Here is a 25,925-nt window from a genome sequence, read left to right as displayed (position 1 = left end):
CAAGGAGCAAGATAAAACATGTTCAACAGAAGACATACATCTTTTCTTCTGAACTGCCCAGAAGTCTAAGTTATTGCCTGTAACCTGGTTTAGGGGCTGTTTTTCTAAAAGCAGGCCCTAAACCTTATTAGGCTGTAATAACGAAGAACCTGCCGTTGCTACACCTATACCTGATTTCTCAGTCCTGGTTGTCTTCTCCCATAGAACTAAGTTGCCGTCTGGCGGAGGAAACCAAATGGACCATCACTTGGAAGTGCCCCCACAATGAAAAAGCCGATGAAGGTCTGCACCAACATCGGCTTTGAAGAATATCAGCAATTGACAATTAACAATCAGCGATCAAACTAGGTCAGCATGCCGCCGTCTACCTGCAGGGTCTGGCCCGTTACGTAGGCAGACAGGTCAGATGCCAGGAACACAGCCGCGTTGGCCACATCCTCAGGCGCACCACCGCGTTTCAGCGGAATGGCTTTTCTCCACTCGGCTACCACGTTGGCATCCAGTTCATCGGTCATGTCGGTTTCAATGAAGCCCGGCGCGATGGCGTTGCTGCGGATGTTTCTGGAGCCCAGTTCCAAAGCCACTGATTTGGTGAACCCGATGATACCCGCTTTAGAAGCGGCGTAGTTGGCTTGTCCGGCATTGCCTTTGATGCCCACCACTGAGGTCATGTTGATGATGGAACCGGTCTTGGCGCGCATCATGTGCTTGGTGGCAGCTTTGGTCAGGTTGAAGACTGATTTGAGGTTGGTATTGATAACGGCATCCCACTGATCTTCAGACATGCGCATGAGCAGGCCGTCTTTGGTGATACCGGCGTTGTTCACCAGCACATCCAGTTTCCCGAAGTCCTTCACCACAGATTCTACCAATTGCTCGGCCTGAGTAAAGTCAGAGGCATCTGAGCGGTAACCTTTGGCCTGAATGCCATACTCGGCTAATTCCTGCTCCAAAGCCTGACCTTTCTCCACGCTGGAGAGATAGGTGAAAGCCACATTGGCACCCATTTCGGCATATTTCTTCGCGATGGCCCGGCCAATGCCTTTAGAGGCGCCGGTTACTAAGGCAATTTTTCCTTCCAGTAATTTCATAGTGCTTCTTTAAAGGGCCATCACCAAAAAGTAGACGGTCCCGGTTCTCAGGGCCAAATATACTAATTGCAGACGGGAGCCAAAGTAACACCCTAAGGTTTTCACCACGAGCTTCCGTTTACGGCCTGTTTTTAGGAAAATTGGTTGAAAAGGAGGCAAGGAAAGAAGCTGCCCAAAGCCTTCTACTAACAGAAAGCTTAAGTCGATTGCACGTATTCCGTCCCCCTTTGAAGGGGGTAGGGGATGACCAATCGTATTGATTATGGCATTTCCGAATTGTAGGGGCCATCCCTTATGGTTGCCCTTGCGTCGGCCACCGTAAGACAGGTTATTGGTGATAACACCAACAACGGTGAAAATGGCAAACGGCGATTGTGAAGATTCGCCTCCTCGGTAGGGTAAGGTCCCTTCTGAGGTGAAGCTTATTGTTTGCAGATCGGCAAAACCGGTTTGAGGCTGCCGCCTCACTGAAGTTGCAAACTTCAGATCATTTTAGGTCCAAGTCACAGACTTGAACGAGAGAAATCAAAGAATAAAAATGTCCTTGCCTTGAAATGAGCATGGGCCGGAATGCGTGATACCCAATGAAGGCAATTTTTTTAAATCAATGACCTTACTTGCAGAAACGGTTGAGGAGATTGCCGGCATCGGGGGAGCCCAGTTCAAAGGCTCTTTGCCAGTCTGAGCAGGCGGCGCGCCGGTTCTTCTGGGTATGGTAGAGGACGCCTCGGTTGTAAAAGGCCTGCACCATGTTGGAGTCCAGGGAAATAGCTTTGCCATAGTCCTCCAGGGCCAGGTTGTACTGCTTCTGGCGCATGCGTACGTTGGCCCGGTTGAGGTACGCCACCGCATAGTCTTCCTGCAGGGCAATGGCCTGGCTGAAATCCTGCACCGCACCTTTGATGTCTTTAAGCCGTGCCCGGTTAAGGCCGCGGTTGTTATAGGCCTTGGCGTAGTTAGGCTGGTGTGTGATAGCCTGGTTATAGTCTTCAATGGCTTGTTTATACTGGCCCCGGTTCTGCCTGATATCGCCACGGAATTTGAAAGACTCGGCATCAGTGGGCACCAGGAGAATGGCCTGGGAGAAATCGGCGAGGGCGCCGTCAAAATCATCCATCTCGTATTTGGCCACTCCGCGCAGGCGGTACAGGCTTCCGTCATCGGGTTTCTTGGCGATGGCCGCATCATACTCCCGTATGGCACCAATGTAATCGTCTTTGCTGGCGCGCTCCAGCCCTTCGCGGTAATGGGTTTTGGCGGTTTTGCAGCTGCTTGCGGCCAGCGCCAGCAAGAGGCAGAACAGGTAAATATGGGTAAAAGGGCGGGCAGAAAGTGTCAGTTGCATAGTGTTGTCTTACTCCTGCTACATACTGATTTTATTAAATATAGTTATAGGTAAATATTTTACATATTTGTTCGTTAAGCTTTCTATTCCTCTTGTAGGAGCCTGAAAAACAAAAAGAAGAAGACGGTTGGGTCTGGCTGAAAAATTTATCCGGAACCGTCATCTTCCTAGGCATCTCTGAGAAAAATACCTTATGAACTTACGTATGACTGAACCCAGAGTAAAGAACATCAAGACAGAAGTCCTTTCTGATAATTGGTACACCCTGAACAAAGTGACCTTTGACTACCGGAAGCCGGACGGCGCCTGGGAAACCCAAAGCCGCGAGGCCTATGACCGAGGCAACGGCGCCACCATTCTGCTTTATAACCGCCAGAGCAACTCCGTTATCCTGACCAGGCAATTCAGGATGCCCACTTTCCTCAACGGCAACGCAGACGGGATGCTCATTGAGACCTGCGCCGGTCTGCTGGACAATGACAACCCCACCGACTGCATCAGGCGGGAGACCGAGGAGGAGACCGGCTACAAAGTGTCAGACGTGAGAAAAGTGTTTGAAGCATACATGTCACCGGGTTCTGTCACCGAGAAGCTTTACTTTTTTGTGGCCGAGTACAGCAAGGAGATGAAGGTAAACGAGGGCGGCGGCCACGCCGAGGAACAGGAGAACATTGAGGTGCTGGAACTGCCTTTCCCGGAAGCCCTTCAATTGATGAATACCGGCGAAATCAGAGATGCCAAAACCATCATGCTGCTGCAGTACGCCCAGATTCAAGGCTTGCTGGGCAACTAACCTGTTTTTGCCCGATTTTTCCAAAATCACGCCTTAACCAAAGTGCGGTAGAATTCAGAGAATTGTGCTACCTTGGTTTATCTACTATCTGTTTACCTATGAAACGTATGAAGCCGCTTTTTCTGTTGGGAATCTGCTTTCTAGCAGTCTTCTCCTTATTTGACCTCTCGGCGCAAAAAGCCGCCGGAAAGAGAAACCCAGCGACCGGAGCCTCCAAAAAAACATCAGAGCCCCAAACCGTAGTGTACCTGGTGCGCCACGCCGAGAAAGCGGCCTCCAATGGTAACATGACCGATGACCCCGATTTGTCAGAAGCAGGCCAAAAACGTGCCGAGGTCTTGAAAACCAAGTTTGCCTCAGCACCGGTAGCCGCGCTTTTTGCCACCAAATACAAGCGCACGCAGCAAACCCTGCAACCTCTGGCCACAACCCTGAAGCAGACAATCCAGGTTTATGACGCCCGCGATTTTGCCGGACTGTCGCAGAAGATAAAGCAGGAGTACGCCGGCAAAACCGTAGTAGTGGCCGGGCATTCCAACACCGTTTTGCCCCTGGTAGAAGCCCTGGGCGGCAAGAAACCCTTCGCTGAGATTGCCGATCACCAATATGACTACCTCTTCAAAGTAACCCTGCGCGAAGGCAAAGAACCCCAGGTAGACGTGCAGCAGTACGGCGAGGCTTCCGTGGCGCCTGCGAACTAGGTTTCAGGAAATAAAGAGTCGCTTTTGTTATCTAAAACTTATCAGCATGGGTTTGGTGATTCTTCTGGGGTGCTGCATCCTGATAATCTATCTTATGAAAAAGGCAGGTGATTTACGCCAGTCAGACGCTTCCAAGATGGGGTTTATCAGCTTACCAGATGATGGAGGCAGTGACGCTGGTTGCGACTCAGACAGTGGGGACTGCGGGGGCGATGGGGGAGACTGCGGCGGAGACTAACCATCACCTTTGTGCCCTGACTTTGTAAAGCTCAAATTGCGGCTGTTTTAGAGAAAAAGGCCGCTAAACCCTTTCACTTATCAGGAAGCGTTTTTTGCTTCATTGCCCCAGGTTTTTCAGGAACCCAACTCCTACCCATTGCACGGGAAAAAGCCAGGTGCTTTATTTGTCTTTCGCTACCCGCTTTTGTACCCCCTTTGAAACGCCTGCTTTCTTTTCTGCTCATTTCGCTTTTCCTCTTCCACAGCGTGGGCAGCTCGCTGGTGCTGGTGATGCTGCAGGCGCAAGTGCGCTCAGAAGTGAAAAGACGCATCAAAGAAGGCCTGCCCCCAGAGCAACTGCATCAGCTTTCCTTTACCCCTGAGCAGGTGGCCGCTCTGGATTGGAAAGAGCAGGGCCGGGAGTTCCGTTACCAGGGCATGATGTATGATGTTGTGCGCGTGCAGCGCCAGGCGGGCTTGCTGCTCTACCACTGCGTCACCGATACCGAGGAACAGGATTTGTTTGAGGCCCTGGACGAGTTGGTGCAGGACTACATGACGCGCTCCACCAAGCAGAAGAACCTGAAACAGCTGGTGAAAAACCTGGCCAAAGCCTACCAGACCACCAAAATCACATACCCGCTGCATTTCCAAACAACTGCCACCCCGGCAGCTTTCTTCTATCAATTCTCCCTTTCCGCTATCTGGCAGGACATCCCCGTTCCGCCACCCAAACTGGCTTAATCCTCATTCTTGTAAGTTCCAGGGCAAACAACCCTCAATTTCTGGTCATCCTGAAAACCAATGGGCAGGCGGGTAAAGCCTGGATGAACGCTGTTGCCGTTTATCGCCCGTTTTTTCAAGGATAAGCAGAAACCATGAAGTGTCGCGTAAGGCTGCTCCTTTGTGCATGGCGGGGTTCCTCAGGAATCGTCATGATAATGGCTGGCCTGCTTTGCCGTGATGAATCATTTCTCAATTAACCAAAACCAATTATCCGGGATAAGACTATCTCTGGGCCGCAGGGAAGGCTGTGTGCTGTTTTGAAGATAATTTTTAGAAAACCGCCAAGAAATGGCAGGGAAACCTGTGCCTGCGTTTGCCGCTGTGCCTCAAAATGGAGGCACCAGAACCGTCTTTTCCCCTCAATTTCCCCTTTAACTTCTTATGAAAAAATACATACAATTACTGTGCTGCCTGCTTTTGTCCCTCACGGCAGCGGCGCAGGACGGCCAGCTAAGAGGCCGCGTGTACGATGCCTACAGCAGAACCCCGCTGGTGGGCGCCACGGTGCTGATATCTGCCACCCAAGGCGCCACCACCGATGCCAAAGGCGAGTTCGCCCTGGACTGCTCCGGCGCTTCTCCCATCACCGTCAAATTCGTGGGCTACGAGACTTTCAGCGGCTCGGTGAAAATCTGTGACCAGTACCTGCAGATCGGGCTCACGCCTTCTAATACCAACCTGAACGAGGTGGAGGTAAGCGCCGCGGCCTCGGAAACCAATTCGGTGCTGCGCCAGCCGCAGTCCATCGGGCTGTTGACTCGCCGTGAATTGACCCGCAGCGAAGGCATCTTCCTGGAAAGCTCTTTGAACCTGGTGCCGGGCGTGCGCATGGAAAAACGCACCATGAACGGTGGTCAGCGCATCCTTATCCGGGGCTACGGCTTGCCGCAGGCCAACGGAAACCAGCTCAACTTCAACGGCGCCGGCTACAAGGCCTACCTCAACGGAATCCCCGTGACCGATGCCGAGGGCGTGACCGTGCTGGACGATGTGGATTTCTCTACGCTGGGCAAGGTGGAAGTCATCAAAGGCCCTGCCTCCAGTTTGTATGGCACCGGCATCGGGGGTGTGGTGAAGATGTTCACCCTCCGGCCCGAGGCGCAGACCACCAGATTGGTGCAGGAAGGCGTGGTAGGTAGTTACGGCCTCTGGGGCACCAACACCCGCCTGGAAAGCGCCAACGAGCGGGCGTCTATCCTGGTGAACTACGGCCACCAGAACTATGACAGCTACCGCGTACACACCAACTCTAAAAAGGACTTCGCCACGTTCGTGGGCGATTTCCGGAGTTCAGACAAGCAGAGTATCTCGGTGTACGCCGCTTACAACAACTCCTACAACGCCATGGCGGGCCAGCTGGACAGCGCTTCTTTTTATAACAAGGAGAACGAGGGCGAGGCCAAATACCTGGAAAACAACGGCAGGGTAGCCTACGAGAGCTTCAGGAGCGGCTTGTCGCACACGTACGCTTTCTCAGACGTGGTCAGCAATAACACCAGCGCCTACTTCAGCAACTACCGACAGGAGCAGGCCTCGGCGGCGGGTCTTAACAGCAACATGGCCTACAACCTGGGCGGCCGTACCGAGTTCAACTTCAACCTGGCCAACGTGGGGCAGGGCCTCACCGGAACCGTGGGCGGCGAGTACCAGAAAACCAACTCGTTCCGGAAAACCAACAGCCTGGGAGCGGGCGGCGCCCTGGGTGGCATCACCGCCGATCTGGAAGTAGCCGCGGTACAGTACTCAGCTTTCACGGAGTGGAACCTGCAACTGCCCCTGGATTTCACCGTAATTGCGGGCGCCAGCGCCAACCGCGTGGAGTACGGCATCACCGATAAACTCACCAACTCAGCCAATGCTTCGCACGCCGACCAATCGGGTTACAAAACCTTCAAGACCGTGGTAACGCCGCACGTAGCCCTGCAGAAACTGCTCACGCCCAACGTAACGGTGTACGGCTCGGTGAGCCAAGGCTACTCGCCGCCGGCTTCCACGGCCGTAGTGATTCCGCAAGCCGGTCGGGTGCTGGATAATCTGAAACCCGAGAAAGGCACGCAGTACGAGGTGGGCAGCAAAGGCAGTCTGCGAAACAAGAAACTATCATACCAGGTGGCACTCTTCAACCTGAAGGTGACAGACAAGATCATCACCCAGGCCTACACCGATCCGGAATCTGGCTCCGTCCTGTACACCATCAGCGCGAACGCCGGAGAGCAGACGAACAAAGGCCTGGAAGTGGCCCTAAACTACAGCCTCATCCAGAACGAGGAAGGTTTCGTGACTTTGGTGAAGCCCTTTGTGAACTACACCTACTCAGATTTCACCTATGACAACTTCACCCGCGAGAGCATTGTGAAAGTGGGCACCACCAACACCCGCGTGGTGACGGATTACTCGGGTCAGGCCGTGATTGGCGTGCCCAAGCAGAATTTCAACGCCGGGGTAGACGTGGAGCTGAAGTCGGGTTTTTATCTGTACTCTACGTTCCAGCACGTGGATGACATGCCTATCACCTATGACGCCAAGCACCGCGCCCCCAGCTACAACCTGTTCAATGCCAAGATTGGTTGGCGCAAGATCTTGGGCAACCACGTGTCGCTGGATGTGTTTGCCGGCGGCAACAACCTTACCGGTGACCTGTACTACAACATGGTGTTCCTTGATGCTTACTCCACCTCCAATAACCCCAACATCTACTTGCCCGCTGCCTACAAAGCCACCTACTTCGGCGGCCTGAACTTCGGGTACAAGTTTTAAGTAGTGCGTTTCCGTTCTTGGCCTGTTTTGACGAAAACAGGTCGAAATCGGAAAACCTGTGAGGTTTCCAAAACCTCACAGGTTTATTAAGAATCAACCATAGAATTTCATTCACAGAATCCTTTTTCCTGATCATCTCTCCTTTGTCATCCTGAAAGGACCTTGTGGGCAAGCAGTAACAGTGCTTGAGTAAACGCTTGTCTAGTTCGCCACCAAGATCTTTCCAAGATGACAAAAGAGAGATAGAAGTGAAAGGAAGAGGGAGAGTCATGATGATAAAGAAGGGAGTAGGGTCAAAACCATAACTCTCATCACCTCAAAAACCAGAAACAAACATCGAAATGAGAAAATACCTGATTCTGGCGAGTGCCAGTTTGGCTTTGCTGTCCTGCGAGCGTTTCCAGAACAAAGACCAGAAACAAGAGAATAGAGAGCGCATTGTGAGCGTCTCCAAGCAACACACAGAGATCATGTACGCGCTGTGCGCGGAACAGAACCTGGTGGCGGTGGATGTCTCCAGCACTTACCCCGAGGCGGCGAAGAAACTGCCCACGGTGGGTTATCACCGGGCGCTGAGTTTGGAAGGCCTGGTAGCGGCCAAACCTACCATGATCATCCATGACGGACCGGCCAGCATAGGGCCGGAGCACGTGGTGCGGCAACTGGAGCAACTCAAAATCCCGATGAAGCAGTTTCCCGTGAACGGCACCACGCTGGATAGCACCAAACTGCTCTTCCAGGAGATGGGCCGTTATTTCCACCGGGAGAAACAAGCCGATTCGCTGGCGCAGAAGGTGGACACGGAAATGAAGCAGGCGCTGGCCAACGCGAAGAACTACCCAGATAAACCTAAAGTGCTCATCATTCATTACGGGCAGGCCAACAACGTGTACCTGGTGATGACAGGTAAAAGTACCGGGGCCAAAATGGTGAACTGGGCCGGCGGCACCATGGCCGTGGACGGAGAGCGCGGCATGAAACAGCTCTCGGCAGAAGTAGTGGCGCAGTCAGACCCGGACGTGATACTGCTCACCGATTTCGGGTATGACAAGCTGGGCTCCAAACAGAAGATAAGCGAGCTGCCGGGCGTTTCGGCGACGAAGGCTTTCAGAAATAATCGTATCTACCGGGTAGAGGAGCATGATCTGGTGTACCTGGGGCCCAGAACCGGGCAGAACGTGTTGGCGCTACAGAAACTGATTCACCAGAATGGGCAGGTTCAATAAGCAATACCAACGCCTGTACCCGGTGCTCGTGCTCTTGTTGGTGGTGGTCACGCTGCTGTCTATCCGGTTTGGGGCGGTGCAGATCTCGTTGCTTGAGATGAATTCAGCGCTGAGCCAGGTCTTCTCCCAACCCGAGAACCTGAACCTGAACGAGCGGATTTTCCTGGAGATCAGGTTGCCGCGGGCGCTCTTGACGGTGGTGGTAGGCGCTACGTTGGCCGTGGGCGGCGTGCTCATGCAGTCTTTGTTCCGGAACCCCATTGTGGAGCCGGGCCTGGTGGGTACCTCCAGCGGCGCGGCCTTCGGGGCGGCTTTGTACTTCGTGCTGGGCTCGGTGTTCAACTTCGGGACGGGCGAGTGGACCCTGCCGCTGGCGGCCTGCGCAGGCGGGGTCCTGGCAACGGGGCTGGTGTTCACGCTGGCGCAATCCAAGGAGACGGGCAAGAGCTCCATTGTGGGGCTGCTGCTCACGGGAATCGCCATCAATGCCTTGTTTCTGAGCGGGGTAGGATTCATGTCCTACATCGCCCGGGACCCGCAGGCGCGGTCTATCACTTTCTGGACGTTGGGCACGCTCTCGGGGGCCAACTGGCATTCGGTGGGGATTGTGGGCGCCGTTTCCATTACCTGCATCCTGGTAGCCTTGCGCCACACCAAGCACCTGAACGCGCTCATGATTGGGGAGGAAGAGGCGCAGTACCTGGGCGTCAACCTCAAGAAACTCAAGTTCACCATCCTGCTCATCAACGTGGTCATGGTGGCGGTGGCTACTTCGTTTACGGGCGTCATCAGCTTTGTGGGCCTCATTGTGCCGCATCTGCTACGGCTGCTGCAGGGCTCTGATAACCGGGTTCTGGTCATCGGGAGCGCGTTGATGGGCGGCATCCTGCTGAGTCTGGCAGATTTGGCGGCCCGGCTCTTGCTGCAACCCGCCGAGCTGCCCATCGGGATTGTGACCTCGGCGGTGGGGGTGCCGGTCTTTTTGTTGTTGTTAAGGAAGAAAAACGTCTATCTCTAATGCTTCAGGCCCAGAATATCACCTACAGAATTGGCAGCAAAACCCTGTTGCAGGACGTCTCCACCACCTTTGAGCCAGGCAAGCTTACCCTCATCATCGGCCCGAATGGCGCCGGGAAATCCACCCTGGTGAAAGTCCTTTGCAAGCAGCTGAAGCCCGCGCAGGGCACGGTGCTGTTTGAAAATAAATCTCTCTCTGATTATTCAGATTTGGCCTTGGGCCAGCGGCGGGCGGTGCTGTCGCAGAACGTGGATCTAGCGTTCCCGCTGAACGTGTGGGAGGTGGTCATGATGGGCCGTTACCCGCATTTTTCCATCAAACCCACGCATAAAGACGAGCAGGCCTGCGAGGAAGCCATGCGCTACTTTGAGGTTTGGGACATGGCCGAGCGTAATTACCTTACCCTGAGCGGCGGCGAGAAACAACGGGTGCAGTTTGCCCGCGTGATGGCCCAAATCTGGTACCCCGTGCCGGGCCAGTTCCGCTACCTTATCATGGATGAGCCGCTCTCGTTTCTGGATGTTCACTACCAGTTTCAGTTCATGCATCAGGTCAAGGACCTGCTCAGGCAGCATCCAGATTTAGTCGTGGTGGGTGTGGTCCATGACTTGAACCTGGCCGCCAAATTCGCGGATAAGATTGTGTTGATCCACCATGGTCGGGTACTGGCCGAGGGCAGCAAATGGGACGTGCTCACGCCGGCTAATATTGAAGCCGCCTATCGGCTCACCCCCGTGGTCATGGCCGAAGAAGAGAAAGACTCGCTTAATCTGTTCTTTGAGTAAAACCGAAGAATTAGAACTTCTACAGAATTCCCGTTTAGGAGCTGTTTCTAAGGAAATGGCCTCTAAACGGGAATTCGTTTTTAGGGCTTGGATACGCTAGGAGCCGGAGAATTTACATGCCGCATGAACAACAGGTGCAGCAGCAGAGCCAATCCGGAGAAAATCAGACCCACCGCCACCACACCGTTCCATTTCCAAAGGTGCCAAGCCTGGCTCGCGATGAACGTGCCCGAGGCGCCACCCGCAAAATAGGTGACCATATAAACCGTGTTGAGGCGGTTGCGGGCCTCGGGGATGAGCGAGAAAATAAAAGTCTGGTTAGAGATGTGGGTGGCCTGTACGCCCAGGTCCAGCAGAATTACGCCAATCACCAGGCCCACAATACTACTGCCGGAGAACCCGAAGACCACGTAAGAAAGCAAAATCAGCGCGATGGTCACCGTGGTAACGGTATAGGCATTTCCCCTGTCGTTGAGGCGGCCCATGTAGGAGGCGCCTAGGGCTCCGGCGGCTCCCACCAACCCGAACAATCCGGCGGCATCGCTGCCCATATTGAAAGGCGGTTCCTGCAGCAGAAACACCAGCGTAGTCCAGAATGCCCCGAAGGTGGCGTAGCACAGGGCTCCGCGCAAGGAAACGAGCCGCAGCATGGGCTGCTCTTTGATAAGGTGAATCAACGATTTCATCAGGTTTTTGTAGCTGCCCTTGAAACCCGGGTGCACCTCGGGCAGCAGGAAATACAGGGCCGCCCAGAGCGCCGCCATCATACCGGCCGCAATGTAGAACATGGCCCGCCAGCCCAGGTGCGCGCCCACAAATCCGCTCACCGTGCGCGACAAGAGAATACCGATCAAAAGGCCGCTCATCACAAAACCCACCGTGCGGCCCCGGGCCTCGGGTTTGGCCAGGTGCGCCGCCATGGGCACTAACAATTGCGGAATAACCGAGGTAGCCCCGATAAGGAAGCTGGCCACCATCAAAGACTGGATGTTCACCGCCACGGCCGCCAAAAGCAAGGCTATGATAATGGCCGCGAAATCAATCATGATCAAACGTTTACGGCGCAGCATATCGCCCAGCGGAATAATAAAGAGCATGCCCACGGCGTACCCGATCTGGGTGAGCATGGCCAGACTTCCCGCCGAGGCCTCTGATACCCCAAACGTCACCGCGATTTTGCCCAGCAGCGGCTGGTTGTAATATAGGTTGGCCACCACCATGCCCGTGGCTATGGTCATAACCCAAAGGTTGAGTTTGGTAAGTTCCGGATGAGCGTGGGCGGAGGAGGCGGAAACGGAATGAGTTGTCATAAGCAGGTAAAAAGTCCGCAAATATACGCGCTTTGCAAGTGGCGCCGGCGGTTATCTCAGGAGCGGGTATACGTCCCATGCCGCCGATGGTCTATGGAAAACCGGTTTCTTTCAGGATAGGGAAAGTAGTTTTTGAGTCGATTTCAGGAAAGCGGCTCTAAAACGCCCATTTAGTTATCGCAAGCTGACCGCTGATATTCACTGGGGAGCTTTGTAAGAAGCTATTACTTAACCCAAAACCGCTCATGGAGCTTTCTGAAGAGACCCATTCGTTGCTGCAGGCGGGCCGGTTGAAGCAAGGGCGTGAACTGGTCGTGGGTAGGATAGAAGCCCAGGTAAAATAGCCAGAACCCCACGCTGAGGGCAGGAATGGCGCCTAATTCTTCCTCGCTGAGGTGACGGTGCTCCCGGTAAGCTGCTACAAAAGTGGCGAAAGCCGTGTCGGCGGCATCCTAGGTCATTTTCCCGGAAAGCACATCCAGGCAGATTTGTTGCCAAAAGGTCATGAGGTCATTCACGAGCCAGCCGTATCCGAAGAAGTCAAAATCAAAGAAGGTGAGCTTCTCATCACCCTCAAAGTGGAAGTTTTTGGGCATGAAATCAAAGTGGCAGTAACCGCTGGAGAATTGCGTGGCATCCAGGCTGGCCAGTTTTTCCTGCGTTTTTTGCACCACCTCCTGAAGCCAGGCGTACTCTTGGGGGAAATCGGCAAAGGCGCTTTTTACGTTTTCCAGGGGCTGGAGCAGGGTAGTCTCCGCGTCAAAAGTCCACCGGGAGTTGTTGAGCTGGATAACGGAGGACACATTATGGAACCGGGCCATCTGTGCGCCCAGCACCGTTAGCTGCTTCTCGTTCAGAATAGGTACGGAGTGTCCCGGGGCAAAGGTGAACAGCACGGCATGGCGGGTGCCTTCGGCCGCGGGCAAGGCCTGGATCAGTTGTCCGGCCACGTCTTTCACGGGGTGAGATACCGGAACCCAAGCCTCCTGCAAAGCCAGCAGCAGTTCCGTCTCGGCTTGTATCTGCGGGAGCGAGCGGTGGGTGGCGCGGTATATCCGCAGGATATATTTTTCTGAGGCCGTCTGCACTAAATAGGTGTCCCCAACGCCTCTCAGCAGGAACTGGCAATTTGTTGGTCCCAATCCGTAAGCAGTTGATAGAAAGGAGGCCAGCGCCGAGGTACTGAACGTGGAGTAGGAGGTGGGGAAGAGGGACTGCATGGCAGAAAGTTAGGCAATACCGAAGAAGAAGTGCGGTGCCGGTTTTGAAAAATCAGGCAGGAAAAGGAAACACCCCTGGGGTTGGTTTTGGGTGGGGTAAGATTGGTTTTAAAGATTTTGTAAGCTTAACCCTTTGTGAATCTTCTCGTTTCAAAATGGAAGTAACTGAACCATCACTACAATCATTTAGAAACTATGAATTTAAACCAAGATCCAACCCAGCAGCAAGACCCTCAGGAGAAGTTTGACAAACCGCCCTTCAGCGAGTCTACGCAGAGTGAACCGGGCGAAGAGTCGGAGATGGACATAAAGCCGGACCACGGCGAGGAATCTTACAAAGGCTCGGGGAAACTGACCGGCCGCAAAGCCATCATCACCGGGGGCGACTCAGGGATTGGGAAAGCGGCGGCCATCGCGTTTGCGCGGGAAGGCGCCGATGTGCTGATCTCGTACCTCAACGAGGAAGAAGACGCCCGAGACACCGCCAAATGGATTGAGAAAGCCGGCCGCAAAGCGGTGCTGGTGCCCGGCGACATTACCGATGAGGCCCACTGCAAGGCCATTGTACAGCGCGCCGTGGACGAGTTCGGGCAGATTGACATCCTGGTGAACAATGCCGCGTTCCAGATGGCGCGGGAGTCTATGCAGGAGATCTCCAGCGAGGAGTTTGACAAGACGTTCAAGACCAACGTGTACGCCATGTTCTACTTGTGCAAAGCTGCCGAGCCGCACATGAAACCGGGCGCCACCATCATCAATACCACCTCGGTGAACGCCTACAAACCATCGCCCATGCTGCTACCGTACGCCGCCACCAAAGGCGCCATCCAGAACTTCACCGCCAACCTGGGGCAGATCCTCGCCGACAAAGGCATTCGGGTGAACTGCGTAGCCCCGGGCCCCATCTGGACGCCGCTCATCCCCGCCACCATGCCAAAGGAAAATGTGAAAACCTTCGGGAAAGACACGCCCCTGAAACGCCCCGGCCAACCGGTGGAGTTATCGGCGATCTACGTGCTTTTGGCTTCGGAGGACTCCAGCTATATGACCGGTTCCACCGTGCAGGTGACCGGCGGAACACCAACTATTTAGTCCTGAGTTCAATGATTTAGTCCTGAGTCCGGAGTTCTGAGTCTTGAGTCATAAAACTGAATCGGGCCTGTTTTTGGTAAAACAGGCCCGATTCAGTTTTTATAGTTTGTTGATTGTAGCGATTCTGATCAAAGCGAAGAACCCATTAAGAAATGGTCACCCGCTTGCCGTTGTTGCGAGCTGATTCATAGATGGCCATCAGGATTTTTACGTCGCGCAGACCCATCTCGCCGGGTACGATTGATTTTTGTTTGTTTTTGAAGCTGAGCGCCTGGGCATCCATTTGAAGGGCCTGTTCATAGACATCGGGGTAATTCATTTTGCCTTTGCTGGTTTCGCCTCTTAAGCCCGAATACGAAAAAGCAGGGCTTAAACGCCACCAGCCGTTTGCGGCTTTACCGGCCAGTAAACCTTGGCCCTCGGCGTAACTGGTGCTGCAATCGGCGATGACGCCATCGGCAAATTCCATCTTCCAGTCAATGGATTGCTCCACCTCGTCAAAATAGTCCTTGTGGGTTACCTGGCCAAACTTGGCGGTCACGGCTACCGGGGTTTGGCCCATAGTGTAGCAGGCCCCTTGTACGCAGTAAACGCCCATGTCCATGAGCGGTCCGCCGCCAGCCAGTTTCTTATCCAGACGCCAGACGTTGGGGTTTGAGCCCGTGATGTTGAAGCCGTTTCTGGCTTCAATGCTTTGAACCTTGCCAAAGATCTGCTTCTGCCCTAGTTCCATCACGCGTTTGTTGTGCGGCTCAAAATGCAGCCGGTACCCTATAGTCAACTGCACATTGTTTTCCCGGCAGGCGTCCAGCATGCGCTGGGCATCGGCTACGCTGGTGGCCATGGGCTTCTCGCAGATGACGTGCTTTTTGGCTTTGGCCGCCCTGATGGTGTACTCGGCGTGCAGGCCGTTGGGCAACACAATGTACACCGCGTCAATATCAGGGTTATTGGCAATCTGGTCGAAGTTCTCGTAGTTGTAGACGTTTTTGTCCGGGATGTTGTACTCAGATTTCCAGCGGTCTATTTTGGAAGGAGTGCCGGTGACAATGCCCGCCAGGTAGCAGTGTTGGGTTTCCTTCAGGGCCGGGCCTAATTGATGCTCGGCGTAGCCGCCCAGCCCCACCAGTGCAATGCCCAGTTTTTTGGCGTTACCCTGATTTTCTGCGGCCGGTTGGCTCTCTTTATCAGTGCCGGAATTACCACCAGATTGGCAGGAACCGAACGAGAAAAAAGGAAAACCAAAGGCGGTGGAGCCAAGCACCAAAGAAAAGCCTTTCAGGAAACTTCTTCGGTTGGGGAGAAAGCGTGGTTGGTTTTTCTTCATGGAGATTAATGGCTGGTGGATGAAGGTTATATGCGTTTGGTTTGGAATTGGTTACAAGGCTCGCCAGGTGGAGCTAACCTCTATTAATTTGTCATCCTGAAAGGATTCTGGGGGCGAGCTAGAAAGGCGCTGTTATAGTTTGCCCAAAAGATCTTTCCAAGATGACAAAAGTGGGGGGAGAAGATCCTGCCAGGATGGAAAAGGAAGGAGCCTTCCACCATGACAAAGGAAAGATCAAAGCTTTTTCTCTGTTCAGGTCCTTTCATGTTTACTCCGCCGTAAGCACATAAATATGGCTGGTGAGGGCTGCGGCATCCGGGGAGATGGGCAGGCCTATTTTCATGAGGTAATCGCCGGAGAAGGTTTTACCGTTGGCCGCGAAATTGGATTTGGTGCCCGGGAAAAGGTTCGTTTCCTCTATTCTGTACTTCTTCTGCGGATCAAGGCCTTGCAAGGTCACCGGGAACATGGTCTCGTTGAAGCGCGTGTGTAGGTTGAAGGAATACAGCACGGCTTTGTCTTTGGCTGGGGCAACATACATGACGGCCGCCCGGTTACCCTCATACGGTGAGAGCAGCCGATAATGGTCGCCTTTCCAGATGATCTCGCTCAATTGCTTGTAGTTCCTGACGGCCTGTTGGCTGAAGGCCAGTTCGTCTTTTGTCCATTTGTCAATCTCCTGATCGAAGCCCAGTTTGCCCATCATGGCCACATCGGTACGGAACTTCAAAGACTGCTTGCCCCAGGAAGTGACGTGGCTGGAGAGCGCGATGGACGGGAAAAAATAGGAATAGCCCCACTGGATGAAGATGCGTTCCACGCCATCGGTGTTGTCGCTGGGCCAGAAGGAGGTGAAATAGGGTAAGGCACCGTAATCGGTGCGGCCGCCGCCGCCGGAGCAGAGCATGATGGGCAGGTGCGGGTACTTTTTGCGCAGGCGGTCCAAGACTTTGTAGAGGCTGCGGGTGTACTCAATATACAGGTGCGACTGGTTTTCCTTGAGGTACGGCGAGTAGGCGTTGGTCATCATGCGGTTGTTGTCCCACTTGATATAGGCGATGTTGGGGTGCTTGGTGAGCAGTTTGTCTACTACTTCATAGACAAAGTCCTGCACCTTGGGGTTGACCAGATCTAGGATGAGCTGGTTGCGGTATAGGTGCTCCTCACGATTGGGCAGTTTCAGAATCCAGTCGGGGTGTTTCTCGTAGAGCTCGCTTTTGGGGTTCACCATCTCGGGCTCCAGCCAGATACCAAACTTCACGCCTTTGCTCTCCGCTTCTTTGATCAGGTGGCCTATTCCGTTGGGGAGTTTCTCTTTGTTTTCTTGCCAGTCGCCCAGACCGGCACCGTCGCTGTTGCGGGGATATTTGTTCGCAAACCAGCCATCGTCCAGCAAGAATAAGTCTACGCCCAGGGTAGCAGCATCCTCAAACAGGTTGGCCAGTTTCATTTCGTTGAAGTCAAAGTAGGTGGCTTCCCAGTTGTTGAGCAGCGTGTAGCGGGATTCGTTTCCGTCCAGGATGCCGTAGTTGCGGCCCCAGAGGTGGAAGTTGCGGCTGGCGGTGCCTTTGCCCTGGGTGCTGTAGGTGAAGATAAAGGCCGGGGTGGTTAAAGTCTCGTTTCTGGGCAGCTTGTACTCAGAGGCATACGGGTTCATGCCCGCCACTATTCTAAGGGACTGTTTCTCGTCCATGTCAAACGCGAAGCGGAAGTTTCCGGTCCAGGCGAGGGTGCCGGCCAGCACCTCACCGGTGGTTTCATCCGCTAGTTTGTTTTTGGACAGGAAGAACACCGGCGTCTGGTACATGTTGGCGCGGCTGCCCAGTTTGCTGTCCAGCACCTTGGTGCCGTTGGTGAGTTTGCTTTCTTCCATGCGCATCTCCTCGGCCCAGTCGCCGTGGAACTGGGTGAGGTAGTACTGCGGCGCATCAAAGTGGAGCATGGCCGAGGCGTACTGCGTGAGCACCACCGGTTTCTTTTCCTGGTGCCGAATCTCGGTCCACGTTTTAATCACGTCTTCCTGAAAATAGGCCGAAAAATGCAGCGTCACCTCCACCGGGTACTTGGGATCTTTAAGCGTGATGTGCGAGGTGGTGACGTTTTCCTGTTTCTCGGTGCGGCTGGAGGCGTACCGCAAATCCAGAGAAGGGTTGCCGTCATTGTGCGTGACCCTGATGGCGGGCTCAAACAGGTTATCGGTGCCGGCGGGCACGTAGGCCTCGTGCTCAGGTTGCAGTTTGGTGTACTCAGCGGCATCCGTCAGTTTAGGACCCAGGTAACTCTGGTACAGCTTCTGGTTAGCGCCTACAGACAAGACCAAGTGCACGTTCTTCGTCTCAATCACGAATTCGTTTCTGGTCTGGGCCCGGGCAACGCCGGTAAGGGAAACTAAAAGAATAAGTAAGAGTCGCTTCATGGATTGGGTGTCTGGAAAAGTAGAAAGCAATATACATTTTCTTGGCGTATGGCGGTAGGTGCTGTCTGACAGGTGACGTCGTTACGGTGTAACGACCCTACAGGGCAATTGGTAGCGTCGTTACACCGTAACGACGTCATCCGAGAGGATGAAAGGGCGCTTCCTTCCACAAGTAAGACCAATTGCCGAACCCACCTGGAGAAACTTTTGCTAGGCGATAGGAGGACGTTTTGAGGTTGTTTTGGCGGAAATGGGCCATAAAGGGCTTCTCCGTGATAAACTTGGCAAAAGCCTATTTATGATGTAGCTTTGCCAGTACATAACCTTACATCCAGACACATGGCATCAAAATATGATTTGATAGTGGTGGGTAGCGGCCCCGGTGGTTACGTAGCCGCCATCCGCGCATCACAATTGGGTATGAAAGTGGGCGTGGTAGAGAAAGCTGAGTTGGGCGGTATCTGCCTTAACTGGGGCTGTATCCCTACCAAAGCCCTCCTGAAAAGCGCACAAGTATTTGAGTACATCCAGCATGCCAAAGACTACGGCATTAACGTAGCCGATGCCAGTGCTGACTTTGGGGCGGTGGTTGCCCGCAGCCGGGGCGTGGCCCAGGGCATGAGCAAAGGCATCCAGTTCCTGTTCCGCAAAAACAAGATTGACCATATCGCCGGTTACGGCAAACTGAAAGGCCAGGGCCAGTTGGAAGTAACCAACGCCGAGGGCAAAGCTGAGATCTACGAAGCCGCCCACATCATTCTGGCGACTGGAGCCCGTTCCCGCGAGCTGCCTAACCTGCCTATCGATGGCAAAAAGATCATCGGGTACCGTCAGGCCATGGTGCTGGAGCAACAGCCAAAGCGCATGGTAGTGGTAGGTTCCGGTGCTATCGGGATTGAGTTCGCCTATTTCTATAACGCCATGGGTACCGAGGTGACCGTGGTGGAGTTCCTGCCTAACATTGTGCCGGTAGAGGACGAAGAAGTTTCCAAGACCCTGGAGAAATCGTTCAAGAAAGCCGGGGTGAACATCATGACCAGCTCAGAGGTGTTGTCAGTAGACACATCGGGCGAAGGCTGCGTGGTGAAAATCAAAACCGCCAAAGGCGAAGAAACCGTTGAGGCCGATATCGTGCTGTCTGCGGTGGGTATCCAGACCAACCTGGAGAACCTGGGCTTAGAAGAGCTGGGCGTTGCCGTTGAGCGCGGTCGCGTAGTAACCGATGATTTCTACCGCACGAACGTACCGGGCGTGTACGCCATTGGAGACATCGTGAAAGGTCCTGCTTTGGCGCACGTGGCCTCTGCCGAGGGGATTATCTGCGTGGAAGCCATCACCGGTCACAACCCAGAGCCATTGGATTACAAAAACATCCCGGGCTGTACTTACTGTATTCCTGAGATCGCCTCTGTAGGCTACACCGAGAAAGAGTGCCGTGAACTGGGCCGTGAGATCAAAGTGGGTAAATTCCCGTTCTCCGCGTCTGGTAAAGCCAGCGCCAGCGGTGCCAAAGATGGTTTCGTGAAAGTGATCTTTGATGCCAAATACGGCGAGTTCCTGGGTGCGCACATGATTGGCGCCGGGGTAACCGATATGATTGCCGAGGTGGTAGTTGCCCGTAAACTGGAGACTACTGGCCACGAGATCATCAAATCCGTGCACCCGCACCCAACCATGTCTGAAGCCGTGATGGAAGCCGCCGCAGCCGCTTACGGTGAGGTGATCCACTTATAAGAATTTCTAACAACCGCATAGAAAAGGCCTGGGCTCTGCTCGGGCCTTTTTGTTTGGGGGCCGTTTTGCCGAAAAGGAGCCTAAAACAGAAGAGGATTTCGGTTGTTTTAAGAAAACGTACCTCAACCATTAAACCTTTGAGCGCCGGAAGGCTCCAATTAGCCTAAGTTCTTTGACACTTATATGTTTTGGGGCCGTTTCTATCAAAAGAGAATCATTTCAGTACGCTTACCTAATTTATCCCCCGCATGAAACATCTCCTCCGGCTTTTTCTACTCTGTATACTTTTGTTTGGCTACACCGCTGCCCAGGCGCAGGGAAAAATTTCGGGCAAACTGCAGGATGCCATCACCAAGCAGCCGGTGGGGTACGCCACCGCCGCGCTCCTTTCGGCCCGAGATTCCGCGATTGTGAGCAGTGCCCTAGTGGACGGGGATGGCGCGTTCACCGTGGCCCCGGTAGCGGCCGGTAGATATCACCTGAAGATTTCCTTTGTGGGTTATGCTACCCGCGTGGTGCCAAATGTGGAGGTGAGCGCTGCCGTGCCCTCGGTAAATCTGGGGGTGATTGCGATGCGGTCGGCGAGTACGCAGTTGAAGGCCGTGGAAGTGGTGGGCCAACGCGAGCAGGTGGAGTACGGGCTGGACCGGCGGGTGTACAACGTGGGGCAGGATCTGTCTACCGTGGGCGGCACGGCTGTGGATGTGATGCAGAATGTGCCCTCCGTCACGGTAGACCAGGATGGCTCGGTGAGTATGCGTGGCAGCTCTAACATCACCATTCTCATTGACGGAAAACCCTCAGCGTTAAGCGGGCTGGGGCTGGACCAAATTCCGGCCAGCGCCATTGACCGGGTGGAAGTCATCACCAATCCATCGTCTAAGTATGACCCCAGCGGTACCGGTGGCGTTTTGAACATCATTTTGAAAAAAGAAAAACAAAGGGGCCTTAACGGGGTGGTCTCTGCCAATGCGGGCATGGGCAACCGGTACAACTCGTCTCTGAATCTAAACTACCGTCTGGGCAAGCTGAACCTGTTCACCAACTATGATTTCCGGCAAGACTGGCGCAAAGGTACCGGCTCCCTGTTCCGGACCAACCGACCCGCCGGACAGGAAGTAAGCCTGCAACAACAGAATTCGCGCAACAGCAACTTCAACCGGAACCACAATATCCGTTTCGGGGCTGATTACCAGTTGACCGAGACGCAAAGCCTCACGGGCTCGGTACTGTACCGCAACGGCATCCGGGAAAATGAGGGCTCCACCTTCTATGAGTTCCTGGGCCAGGAAGGCGACCTGGACAGTACCTCTACCCGTACTTCGCGGGGCAGCGAGAGCCGCGACCTGTGGGAATACTCGCTCAGTTACCGGAAGACCTTTGCGCAGGAAGGCCGAGAACTCACCGCCGATGCTGTCTTCAACCACGAGTATGAGCCGGGCGAGGATGCCTTCAGCCAGTACTTCTTTAACCCAGATGGTTCGCCGAGCGCGTTCCGGCCATCGTTGCTGCAGCGGAACAAGGCCCTGGAGCGAGAGCGCGAGTTTTCCCTCCAAGCCGATTACGTGCAACCAATCGGGGAGAAAGGCAAATGGGAGGCCGGTTACCGTTCCACGTTTGAGCGCAGCGATGTAGACGTACAAGCCACCGATTTGAACCCCGAAACCGGTCGGTTTGAAAACAGCGTAGGCCGCACCAATCATTTCCTGTATGACGAGTGGGTGCACGCCGTGTACGGAAATTACGGCAACGCCATCCAAAAATTCAGTTATCAACTGGGTGCCCGCCTGGAGCAAACCAACATCATCACCGACCAGATCACCCAGAGCCGCCGCAACCACCGTGATTACCTCAACCTGTTTCCCAGCCTCTTCTTGACGTATGAGTTCTCTGAGGAGCAGAAGGTGCAGACCAGCTACAGCCGCCGTATTAACCGCCCGTGGTCCGGCCAATTGAACCCGTTCCTGGATATCTCTGACCTCTACAACCAGCGTCAGGGAAATCCCAATCTAAATCCTGAGTTCACCAATTCATACGAGTTCAACTACCTCCGTTTCTGGACCCACGTAACCGCCACCGCCGGCGTATTTTACCGGCACATGACCGATATTGTGCAACCCGTGAGGCAGTTGCTTCCTGGTGCACCCGGAGATGAACGCCAGATCACCTATACCACTTTTCAGAACATCGGGCAGGGGCACTCCTACGGCCTTGAGCTGACCGGTACCGCCACCCTCACGCCCTGGTGGCGCCTGAACATGAATGCCTCGGGGTTTAAGTACACCATTGACGGTACCGAGCAGGGCCTGGCGACCAACAGCCGCCTTTCCTGGACCAGCCGATTGAATTCTTCTTTCACGTTGCCTTATAAGACCGAGGTGCAGTTAGCCGTGAATTACCGGTCTCCAACGGCCACGGTGCAGGGCGAGCGTTCTGCCTTTTTCATGACCACCCTCAGTGCCCGCAAAGAAATCCTGAAAGGAAAAGGAAACATCATTCTGCGCGTACAAGACCTCTTCAATACCATGCGGTTCAACGCCACCAGCTTCGGGAACGAGTTTGAGGAAACCAGCCGCTACAAGCCGCAGAGCCAATTGGTGTATGTGGGTTTCAGCTACCGTTTCGGGAATGTGACCCAGAAAAAGGAGCGGGGCGAAAACGAAGGAGAGATGCCCAATGGCCCTGAGCGGGAAGGTGAAGGGAATTAACCGAGGACTGTGTGGTGCCCTGTTGGTAATACGTTTTCAGGTTCTTTTCAGGAAAATAGCCTTAAAACTTGTAAGCTCAATCCTGGAATTTACGGGTACAAAAAAAGAGGGCATCTCACCAGAGATGCCCTCTTTTCTGACTTACAAATCAAAGAGGATTAGTCATTGTTCTTCTTGGCGTACTGGTCATAGCGCTTGGGATCTTTCTTCCTGTCTTTCTTTCTGCCTATGGCGCCCCCGGCTACGGTACCAGCTGCGGCCCCAATAATGGCGCCTTTGGTACCGCCCACAATGGCCCCGGCTGTAGCACCACCGGCCCCGCCAATGACAGCACCTTTGGCTTTTTTACTCCAGCCTTTTCTTTCTTTTTTAACTTCCTGGGCTTGTGCCTCGTGCGTCACGCTGCCGCCTAATACAAACACAGAGCACAGCATGACCAAAGATATCTTCAGATTTTTCATAATCTTCTCTTGGTTGGTGTAGTTGTATTAAACGAGGTATGAAAACATGTGTTATGATTCTAAAAAATAATGTAATAGGATTAAAGATAGGAGGAGGGCTCTTGGTGCAGAACATTCAACGGATACTAGCTTACCATAGAAAGAACTCCAAAATGCAGATTGATAGCCGAGAACCAGGGCCTATTACTTTAATTAGCCATAAAAGAAACGAGCCGGGAATAACCTCTGAAAGGCTATTCCCGGCTCGTTTCTTTTATGATATCTGGTTTAAAACGGATTTACATCTTCTCGTCGTGCTGTGAAAGGTCAAGGCCCAGTTGTTCCTCTTCGCCGGAAACCCGTAGCGGGGAAATCAGGTTGGTCACTTTCAATAGAACCCATGAACCGCCAAAGGCAAAGATAGACACGCCAACCAGCGCCCCGAACTGGGCCAGAAACAGTTTGGTTTCCCCGAAGAGCAGTCCTTGGTCCGGAATAGCGGGATTCACGCCTTTGCTGGCGAAAACGCCGGTCAGCAGCATGCCTACCATTCCTCCCACGCCATGGCAAGGAAATACATCGAGGGTATCGTCCACGCTGGTGCGGGTCCGGAAATCCACCAGAAGATTACTGATCACCGCAGAGATGACCCCAATAGCGATAGAATGCGGTAGCGTCACGAACCCGGCGGCCGGGGTAATGGCAACCAAGCCTACTACGGCGCCTATACAGGTACCCATGGCCGAGGGTTTGCGGCCTTTCACGCCGTCAAAGAAAATCCAGGCCAGGGCGGCGGCGGCCGAGGCGGTCATGGTAGTAGCCAGGGCTGTGGTGGCCAGGGAATTGGCGCCCATAGCTGAACCGGCATTGAACCCGAACCAGCCAAACCACAGCAAACCGGTGCCCAGCAGCACAAACGTGATCATGGCCGGCGAGTGCGTGGGTTCGTGTCTTCTTTTCAGGAACAGCGCTGAGGCCAAAGCCGCCCAACCCGCTGACATATGCACCACCGTGCCGCCTGCAAAGTCCAAAACACCTAGTTTGAACAGGACACCTTGGGGGTGCCAGGTGGCGTGGGCCAAAGGTGCATAGATAAATACAAAGAAAAGGAGGATGAAAACGGTGTAAGACGTAAACCGTATCCGCTCAGCGAAAGCGCCTGTGATCAATGCCGGTGTGATAATGGCGAATTTCAGTTGGAACATGGCAAAAAGCGCCAGCGGGATAGTAGGCGCCAACTCCCAAGGAGCGCCATCCAGCACGTTTCGCATCATGAAGAACGTGGCCGGGTTTCCGATAAAGCCTCCTATGGATTCCCCAAAAGCCAGGCTGAACCCAAAAACGACCCAGATCACCGCAATCATGGCCATGCAGATAAAACTCTGCAGCATGGTGGAAATCACGTTCTTGCGGTTCACCATACCCCCGTAGAAAAAGGCCAGTCCTGGGGTCATGAGCAGCACAAAAGCCGTGGCGGTGAGCATCCAAGCAATGTCGGCTTGGTTTAGATTTGCGGGCGCCGCTACCTTGGGGATGGAAGGGAAAAAGAAGGTCAGTCCTACCACAATCATCAAAAAGATGAAAGGGATTTTGGAAAGCTTAGTGACCGGGAGCGCTTTGGCGGGCTTGGTGGCCGTAGCAGTAGAAGTGATCATAAGTAACCTGAAATGATGTTTGTAAAAGTTTGGCAGTCTAATATTGTGAAAAAATTTCAACGATAAAACTGTTTGATTGTGAATTGGTTAAGGAATGGTTTCTTAGGTTAACGAATTTTAATCGTTTCTTTTGCTATTTCCTTAAAATGCCCTACCTCACTTTAGCCGTGCCTGATACTTTCACATCAGAGCGTCAAATCATTTCAGAAATCCTTAATTTTCAGGTAACATTAAATTGTGGAAAGATTTTGATGCCTTAGGTAAACTTTAACTTTTAGCCAGGGAAGATTTCTCCTGGTAGACATGATGTCAAGCGTTAGCTTTCCACGTATGAGTACCTGAACCATGAACCAATCACCTTCTATGCGCACAACCATTGCCTTCTCAAAATTCACTTTCTGGCTCCTTTGCCTGGGTATCATGCTGGGCTGCCAGCAAAGCAAGGATTACAGTCAGGAAAACAAGCAAGCCCAGGCAGCGGAACAGGCTTCTGAGAACGGGTACAAAGTAATAGGCATTAAAGACGGCGACACGGTGGAGTTGCTCAAAGACGGAAAATCACTGACGGTTCGCCTGCAGGGCGTAGATTGCCCCGAAAAGAAGCAGGATTTCGGCACCCGCGCCCGGCAGTTTACCTCAGACCTGGTTTTCGGGAAGTTTGTGCAGCTGGAGGTGGAGAACGTAGACCGCTACGGCCGTACCGTAGGCACCATTATTCTGCCCGATGGCCTGAGCCTGAACCAGGAACTGGTGAGAAACGGTTTCGCCTGGCATTACACCGCTTACTCCAAAGATCAGGAATTGGCCCGTTTGGAAACTGAGGCCCGGGCCGAGAAGCGTGGCCTTTGGGCTGGCCCTTCGCCCCAGGCCCCCTGGGAGTACCGCCAAAGCCGCCGCGGCAAATCTGCCACCTCTGGGAACACAGAAACTGAGGAGGAAGGCACCGCAACCCAGAAAACTACCTCCCCCAAAGCTTCCGCCATCACGAAAGGCGGCAAAGTGTACATCTGCCAAAGCAAAGGCTCCAAGATCTTCCACACTGACCCTAACTGCAGCCGCCTGGAGCAATGCAAAAGCACCGTGGCCACCATCACCTTAGGCCAGGCCCAAAAGGAGAAACGCACCCCCTGCAAAACCTGCGCAGATTAAGGAGAGGTCAGTTTAAAGCTGATTTTGAAAAAGTAGCGTGAAACCGGATAAAAGGTAATGCTGCCTTTCACCACCCCGCCCTTCGGGCACCCTTCCTAAAATAGGAGGAGAGTTTCTGCCAGCCAACGCAATAACGGTTGGTCAAAAGACCTC

At 53.7% G+C, this 25,925-nt stretch carries 20 protein-coding genes; 12 read left to right on the top strand and 8 right to left on the bottom strand.

Annotation, left to right across the window (positions count from 1 at the left end; translation table 11 throughout):
• Window positions 1–344: 344 nt before the first annotated feature.
• Both fabG and J3P35_RS18000 read right to left on the bottom strand, forming a co-directional pair.
• Complete coding sequence (gene fabG / locus J3P35_RS18005; RefSeq protein WP_210466087.1) at window positions 345–1,091, bottom strand: 3-oxoacyl-[acyl-carrier-protein] reductase; 747 nt, start codon at window positions 1,089–1,091, stop codon at window positions 345–347.
• 613 nt (window positions 1,092–1,704) lie between these two features.
• Window positions 1,705–2,436: a tetratricopeptide repeat protein gene (locus tag J3P35_RS18000; RefSeq protein ID WP_210466085.1), complete on the bottom strand. Its 732-nt coding sequence runs from the start codon at window positions 2,434–2,436 to the stop codon at window positions 1,705–1,707.
• Window positions 2,437–2,641: 205 nt separating this feature from the next.
• Between J3P35_RS18000 and nudK the strand changes: the two genes are divergently transcribed.
• The 8 genes from nudK to J3P35_RS17960 all read left to right on the top strand — a co-directional run bounded on the left by nudK (window position 2,642) and on the right by J3P35_RS17960 (window position 10,721).
• The gene (gene nudK, locus J3P35_RS17995) at window positions 2,642–3,229 is read left to right on the top strand and encodes a GDP-mannose pyrophosphatase NudK (RefSeq protein WP_210466083.1); all 588 of its coding nucleotides are present in this window, start codon (window positions 2,642–2,644) and stop codon (window positions 3,227–3,229) included.
• Between the two features lie 107 nt (window positions 3,230–3,336).
• Entirely contained in the window at window positions 3,337–3,930 is a 594-nt protein-coding gene (locus J3P35_RS17990) for a SixA phosphatase family protein (protein ID WP_210466081.1), read from the top strand.
• A gap of 94 nt (window positions 3,931–4,024) precedes the next feature.
• Entirely contained in the window at window positions 4,025–4,168 is a 144-nt protein-coding gene (locus J3P35_RS17985) for a hypothetical protein (protein WP_210466079.1), read from the top strand.
• A gap of 197 nt (window positions 4,169–4,365) precedes the next feature.
• Window positions 4,366–4,893 carry a hypothetical protein gene (locus tag J3P35_RS17980; RefSeq protein ID WP_210466077.1) on the top strand — a complete coding sequence of 176 codons (528 nt, stop codon included), beginning with the start codon at window positions 4,366–4,368 and terminating at the stop codon, window positions 4,891–4,893.
• A 423-nt stretch (window positions 4,894–5,316) separates the two neighbouring features.
• On the top strand, window positions 5,317–7,692 hold the full coding sequence (locus J3P35_RS17975) for a TonB-dependent receptor (protein WP_210466076.1): 2,376 nt from the start codon (window positions 5,317–5,319) through the stop codon (window positions 7,690–7,692).
• A gap of 341 nt (window positions 7,693–8,033) precedes the next feature.
• Window positions 8,034–8,918, top strand: a complete 885-nt coding sequence (locus J3P35_RS17970; protein ID WP_210466075.1) for a heme/hemin ABC transporter substrate-binding protein — start codon at window positions 8,034–8,036, stop codon at window positions 8,916–8,918.
• Window positions 8,902–9,936, top strand: coding sequence for a FecCD family ABC transporter permease (locus J3P35_RS17965; RefSeq protein ID WP_210466074.1), 1,035 nt, complete (start codon window positions 8,902–8,904; stop codon window positions 9,934–9,936). Before J3P35_RS17970 ends, J3P35_RS17965 begins: the two co-directional genes overlap by 17 nt.
• Window positions 9,936–10,721, top strand: a complete 786-nt coding sequence (locus J3P35_RS17960) for a heme ABC transporter ATP-binding protein (RefSeq protein ID WP_210466073.1) — start codon at window positions 9,936–9,938, stop codon at window positions 10,719–10,721. The genes J3P35_RS17965 and J3P35_RS17960 overlap by 1 nt, the downstream gene beginning before the upstream one ends.
• A gap of 80 nt (window positions 10,722–10,801) precedes the next feature.
• Here J3P35_RS17960 and J3P35_RS17955 read toward each other — a convergent pair whose 3' ends face one another.
• Together J3P35_RS17955 and J3P35_RS17950 are read right to left on the bottom strand one after the other, a co-directional pair.
• Entirely contained in the window at window positions 10,802–11,959 is a 1,158-nt protein-coding gene (locus J3P35_RS17955; protein ID WP_210466072.1) for an MFS transporter, read from the bottom strand.
• Window positions 11,960–12,483: 524 nt separating this feature from the next.
• Window positions 12,484–13,251: a phosphotransferase enzyme family protein gene (locus J3P35_RS17950; RefSeq protein WP_210466071.1), complete on the bottom strand. Its 768-nt coding sequence runs from the start codon at window positions 13,249–13,251 to the stop codon at window positions 12,484–12,486.
• Window positions 13,252–13,446: 195 nt separating this feature from the next.
• Here J3P35_RS17950 and J3P35_RS17945 point away from each other — a divergent pair, with 195 nt between their 5' ends.
• Window positions 13,447–14,343 carry an SDR family oxidoreductase gene (locus J3P35_RS17945; RefSeq protein WP_210466070.1) on the top strand — a complete coding sequence of 299 codons (897 nt, stop codon included), beginning with the start codon at window positions 13,447–13,449 and terminating at the stop codon, window positions 14,341–14,343.
• Between the two features lie 145 nt (window positions 14,344–14,488).
• On the opposite strand, the gene J3P35_RS17940 is transcribed toward J3P35_RS17945, so the two are convergent.
• Both J3P35_RS17940 and J3P35_RS17935 read right to left on the bottom strand, forming a co-directional pair.
• On the bottom strand, window positions 14,489–15,670 hold the full coding sequence (locus J3P35_RS17940; RefSeq protein WP_210466068.1) for a Gfo/Idh/MocA family protein: 1,182 nt from the start codon (window positions 15,668–15,670) through the stop codon (window positions 14,489–14,491).
• Between the two features lie 268 nt (window positions 15,671–15,938).
• Window positions 15,939–18,086, bottom strand: a complete 2,148-nt coding sequence (locus tag J3P35_RS17935; protein WP_210466066.1) for an alpha-galactosidase — start codon at window positions 18,084–18,086, stop codon at window positions 15,939–15,941.
• A gap of 339 nt (window positions 18,087–18,425) precedes the next feature.
• Between J3P35_RS17935 and lpdA the strand changes: the two genes are divergently transcribed.
• Entirely contained in the window at window positions 18,426–19,820 is a 1,395-nt protein-coding gene (lpdA, locus tag J3P35_RS17930) for a dihydrolipoyl dehydrogenase (RefSeq protein WP_210466064.1), read from the top strand.
• Window positions 19,821–20,068: 248 nt separating this feature from the next.
• The gene (locus J3P35_RS17925; RefSeq protein WP_210466062.1) at window positions 20,069–22,528 is read left to right on the top strand and encodes a TonB-dependent receptor; all 2,460 of its coding nucleotides are present in this window, start codon (window positions 20,069–20,071) and stop codon (window positions 22,526–22,528) included.
• 158 nt (window positions 22,529–22,686) lie between these two features.
• Here J3P35_RS17925 and J3P35_RS17920 read toward each other — a convergent pair whose 3' ends face one another.
• Together J3P35_RS17920 and J3P35_RS17915 are read right to left on the bottom strand one after the other, a co-directional pair.
• A complete protein-coding gene (locus tag J3P35_RS17920; protein WP_210466061.1) occupies window positions 22,687–22,989 on the bottom strand; it encodes a glycine zipper domain-containing protein in 303 nt (100 codons plus the stop codon).
• Window positions 22,990–23,267: 278 nt separating this feature from the next.
• Window positions 23,268–24,623 carry an ammonium transporter gene (locus tag J3P35_RS17915; protein ID WP_210466060.1) on the bottom strand — a complete coding sequence of 452 codons (1,356 nt, stop codon included), beginning with the start codon at window positions 24,621–24,623 and terminating at the stop codon, window positions 23,268–23,270.
• 345 nt (window positions 24,624–24,968) lie between these two features.
• On the opposite strand from J3P35_RS17915, the gene J3P35_RS17910 reads away from it, so the two are divergent.
• Entirely contained in the window at window positions 24,969–25,772 is an 804-nt protein-coding gene (locus J3P35_RS17910; RefSeq protein ID WP_246850346.1) for a thermonuclease family protein, read from the top strand.
• The last annotated feature ends 153 nt before the right edge of the window (window positions 25,773–25,925 follow it).

Source organism: Rufibacter roseolus, assembly GCF_017916365.1.
Taxonomy (GTDB): domain Bacteria; phylum Bacteroidota; class Bacteroidia; order Cytophagales; family Hymenobacteraceae; genus Nibribacter; species Nibribacter roseolus.
This window is presented reverse-complemented; position numbering and strand designations above follow the sequence as displayed.

Bases quoted from the DNA above. Each gene is read 5' to 3' on its own strand.
- fabG (WP_210466087.1), bottom strand. From the start codon at position 1,091: ATGAAATTACTGGAAGGAAAAATTGCCTTAGTAACCGGCGCCTCTAAA.
- J3P35_RS18000 (WP_210466085.1), bottom strand. From the start codon at position 2,436: ATGCAACTGACACTTTCTGCCCGCCCTTTTACCCATATTTACCTGTTC.
- nudK (WP_210466083.1), top strand. From the start codon at position 2,642: ATGACTGAACCCAGAGTAAAGAACATCAAGACAGAAGTCCTTTCTGAT.
- J3P35_RS17990 (WP_210466081.1), top strand. From the start codon at position 3,337: ATGAAGCCGCTTTTTCTGTTGGGAATCTGCTTTCTAGCAGTCTTCTCC.
- J3P35_RS17985 (WP_210466079.1), top strand. From the start codon at position 4,025: ATGAAAAAGGCAGGTGATTTACGCCAGTCAGACGCTTCCAAGATGGGG.
- J3P35_RS17975 (WP_210466076.1), top strand. From the start codon at position 5,317: ATGAAAAAATACATACAATTACTGTGCTGCCTGCTTTTGTCCCTCACG.
- J3P35_RS17970 (WP_210466075.1), top strand. From the start codon at position 8,034: ATGAGAAAATACCTGATTCTGGCGAGTGCCAGTTTGGCTTTGCTGTCC.
- J3P35_RS17965 (WP_210466074.1), top strand. From the start codon at position 8,902: ATGGGCAGGTTCAATAAGCAATACCAACGCCTGTACCCGGTGCTCGTG.
- J3P35_RS17960 (WP_210466073.1), top strand. From the start codon at position 9,936: ATGCTTCAGGCCCAGAATATCACCTACAGAATTGGCAGCAAAACCCTG.
- J3P35_RS17955 (WP_210466072.1), bottom strand. From the start codon at position 11,959: ATGACCATAGCCACGGGCATGGTGGTGGCCAACCTATATTACAACCAG.
- J3P35_RS17950 (WP_210466071.1), bottom strand. From the start codon at position 13,251: ATGCAGTCCCTCTTCCCCACCTCCTACTCCACGTTCAGTACCTCGGCG.
- J3P35_RS17945 (WP_210466070.1), top strand. From the start codon at position 13,447: ATGAATTTAAACCAAGATCCAACCCAGCAGCAAGACCCTCAGGAGAAG.
- J3P35_RS17940 (WP_210466068.1), bottom strand. From the start codon at position 15,670: ATGAAGAAAAACCAACCACGCTTTCTCCCCAACCGAAGAAGTTTCCTG.
- J3P35_RS17935 (WP_210466066.1), bottom strand. From the start codon at position 18,086: ATGAAGCGACTCTTACTTATTCTTTTAGTTTCCCTTACCGGCGTTGCC.
- lpdA (WP_210466064.1), top strand. From the start codon at position 18,426: ATGGCATCAAAATATGATTTGATAGTGGTGGGTAGCGGCCCCGGTGGT.
- J3P35_RS17925 (WP_210466062.1), top strand. From the start codon at position 20,069: ATGAAACATCTCCTCCGGCTTTTTCTACTCTGTATACTTTTGTTTGGC.
- J3P35_RS17920 (WP_210466061.1), bottom strand. From the start codon at position 22,989: ATGAAAAATCTGAAGATATCTTTGGTCATGCTGTGCTCTGTGTTTGTA.
- J3P35_RS17915 (WP_210466060.1), bottom strand. From the start codon at position 24,623: ATGATCACTTCTACTGCTACGGCCACCAAGCCCGCCAAAGCGCTCCCG.
- J3P35_RS17910 (WP_246850346.1), top strand. From the start codon at position 24,969: ATGAACCAATCACCTTCTATGCGCACAACCATTGCCTTCTCAAAATTC.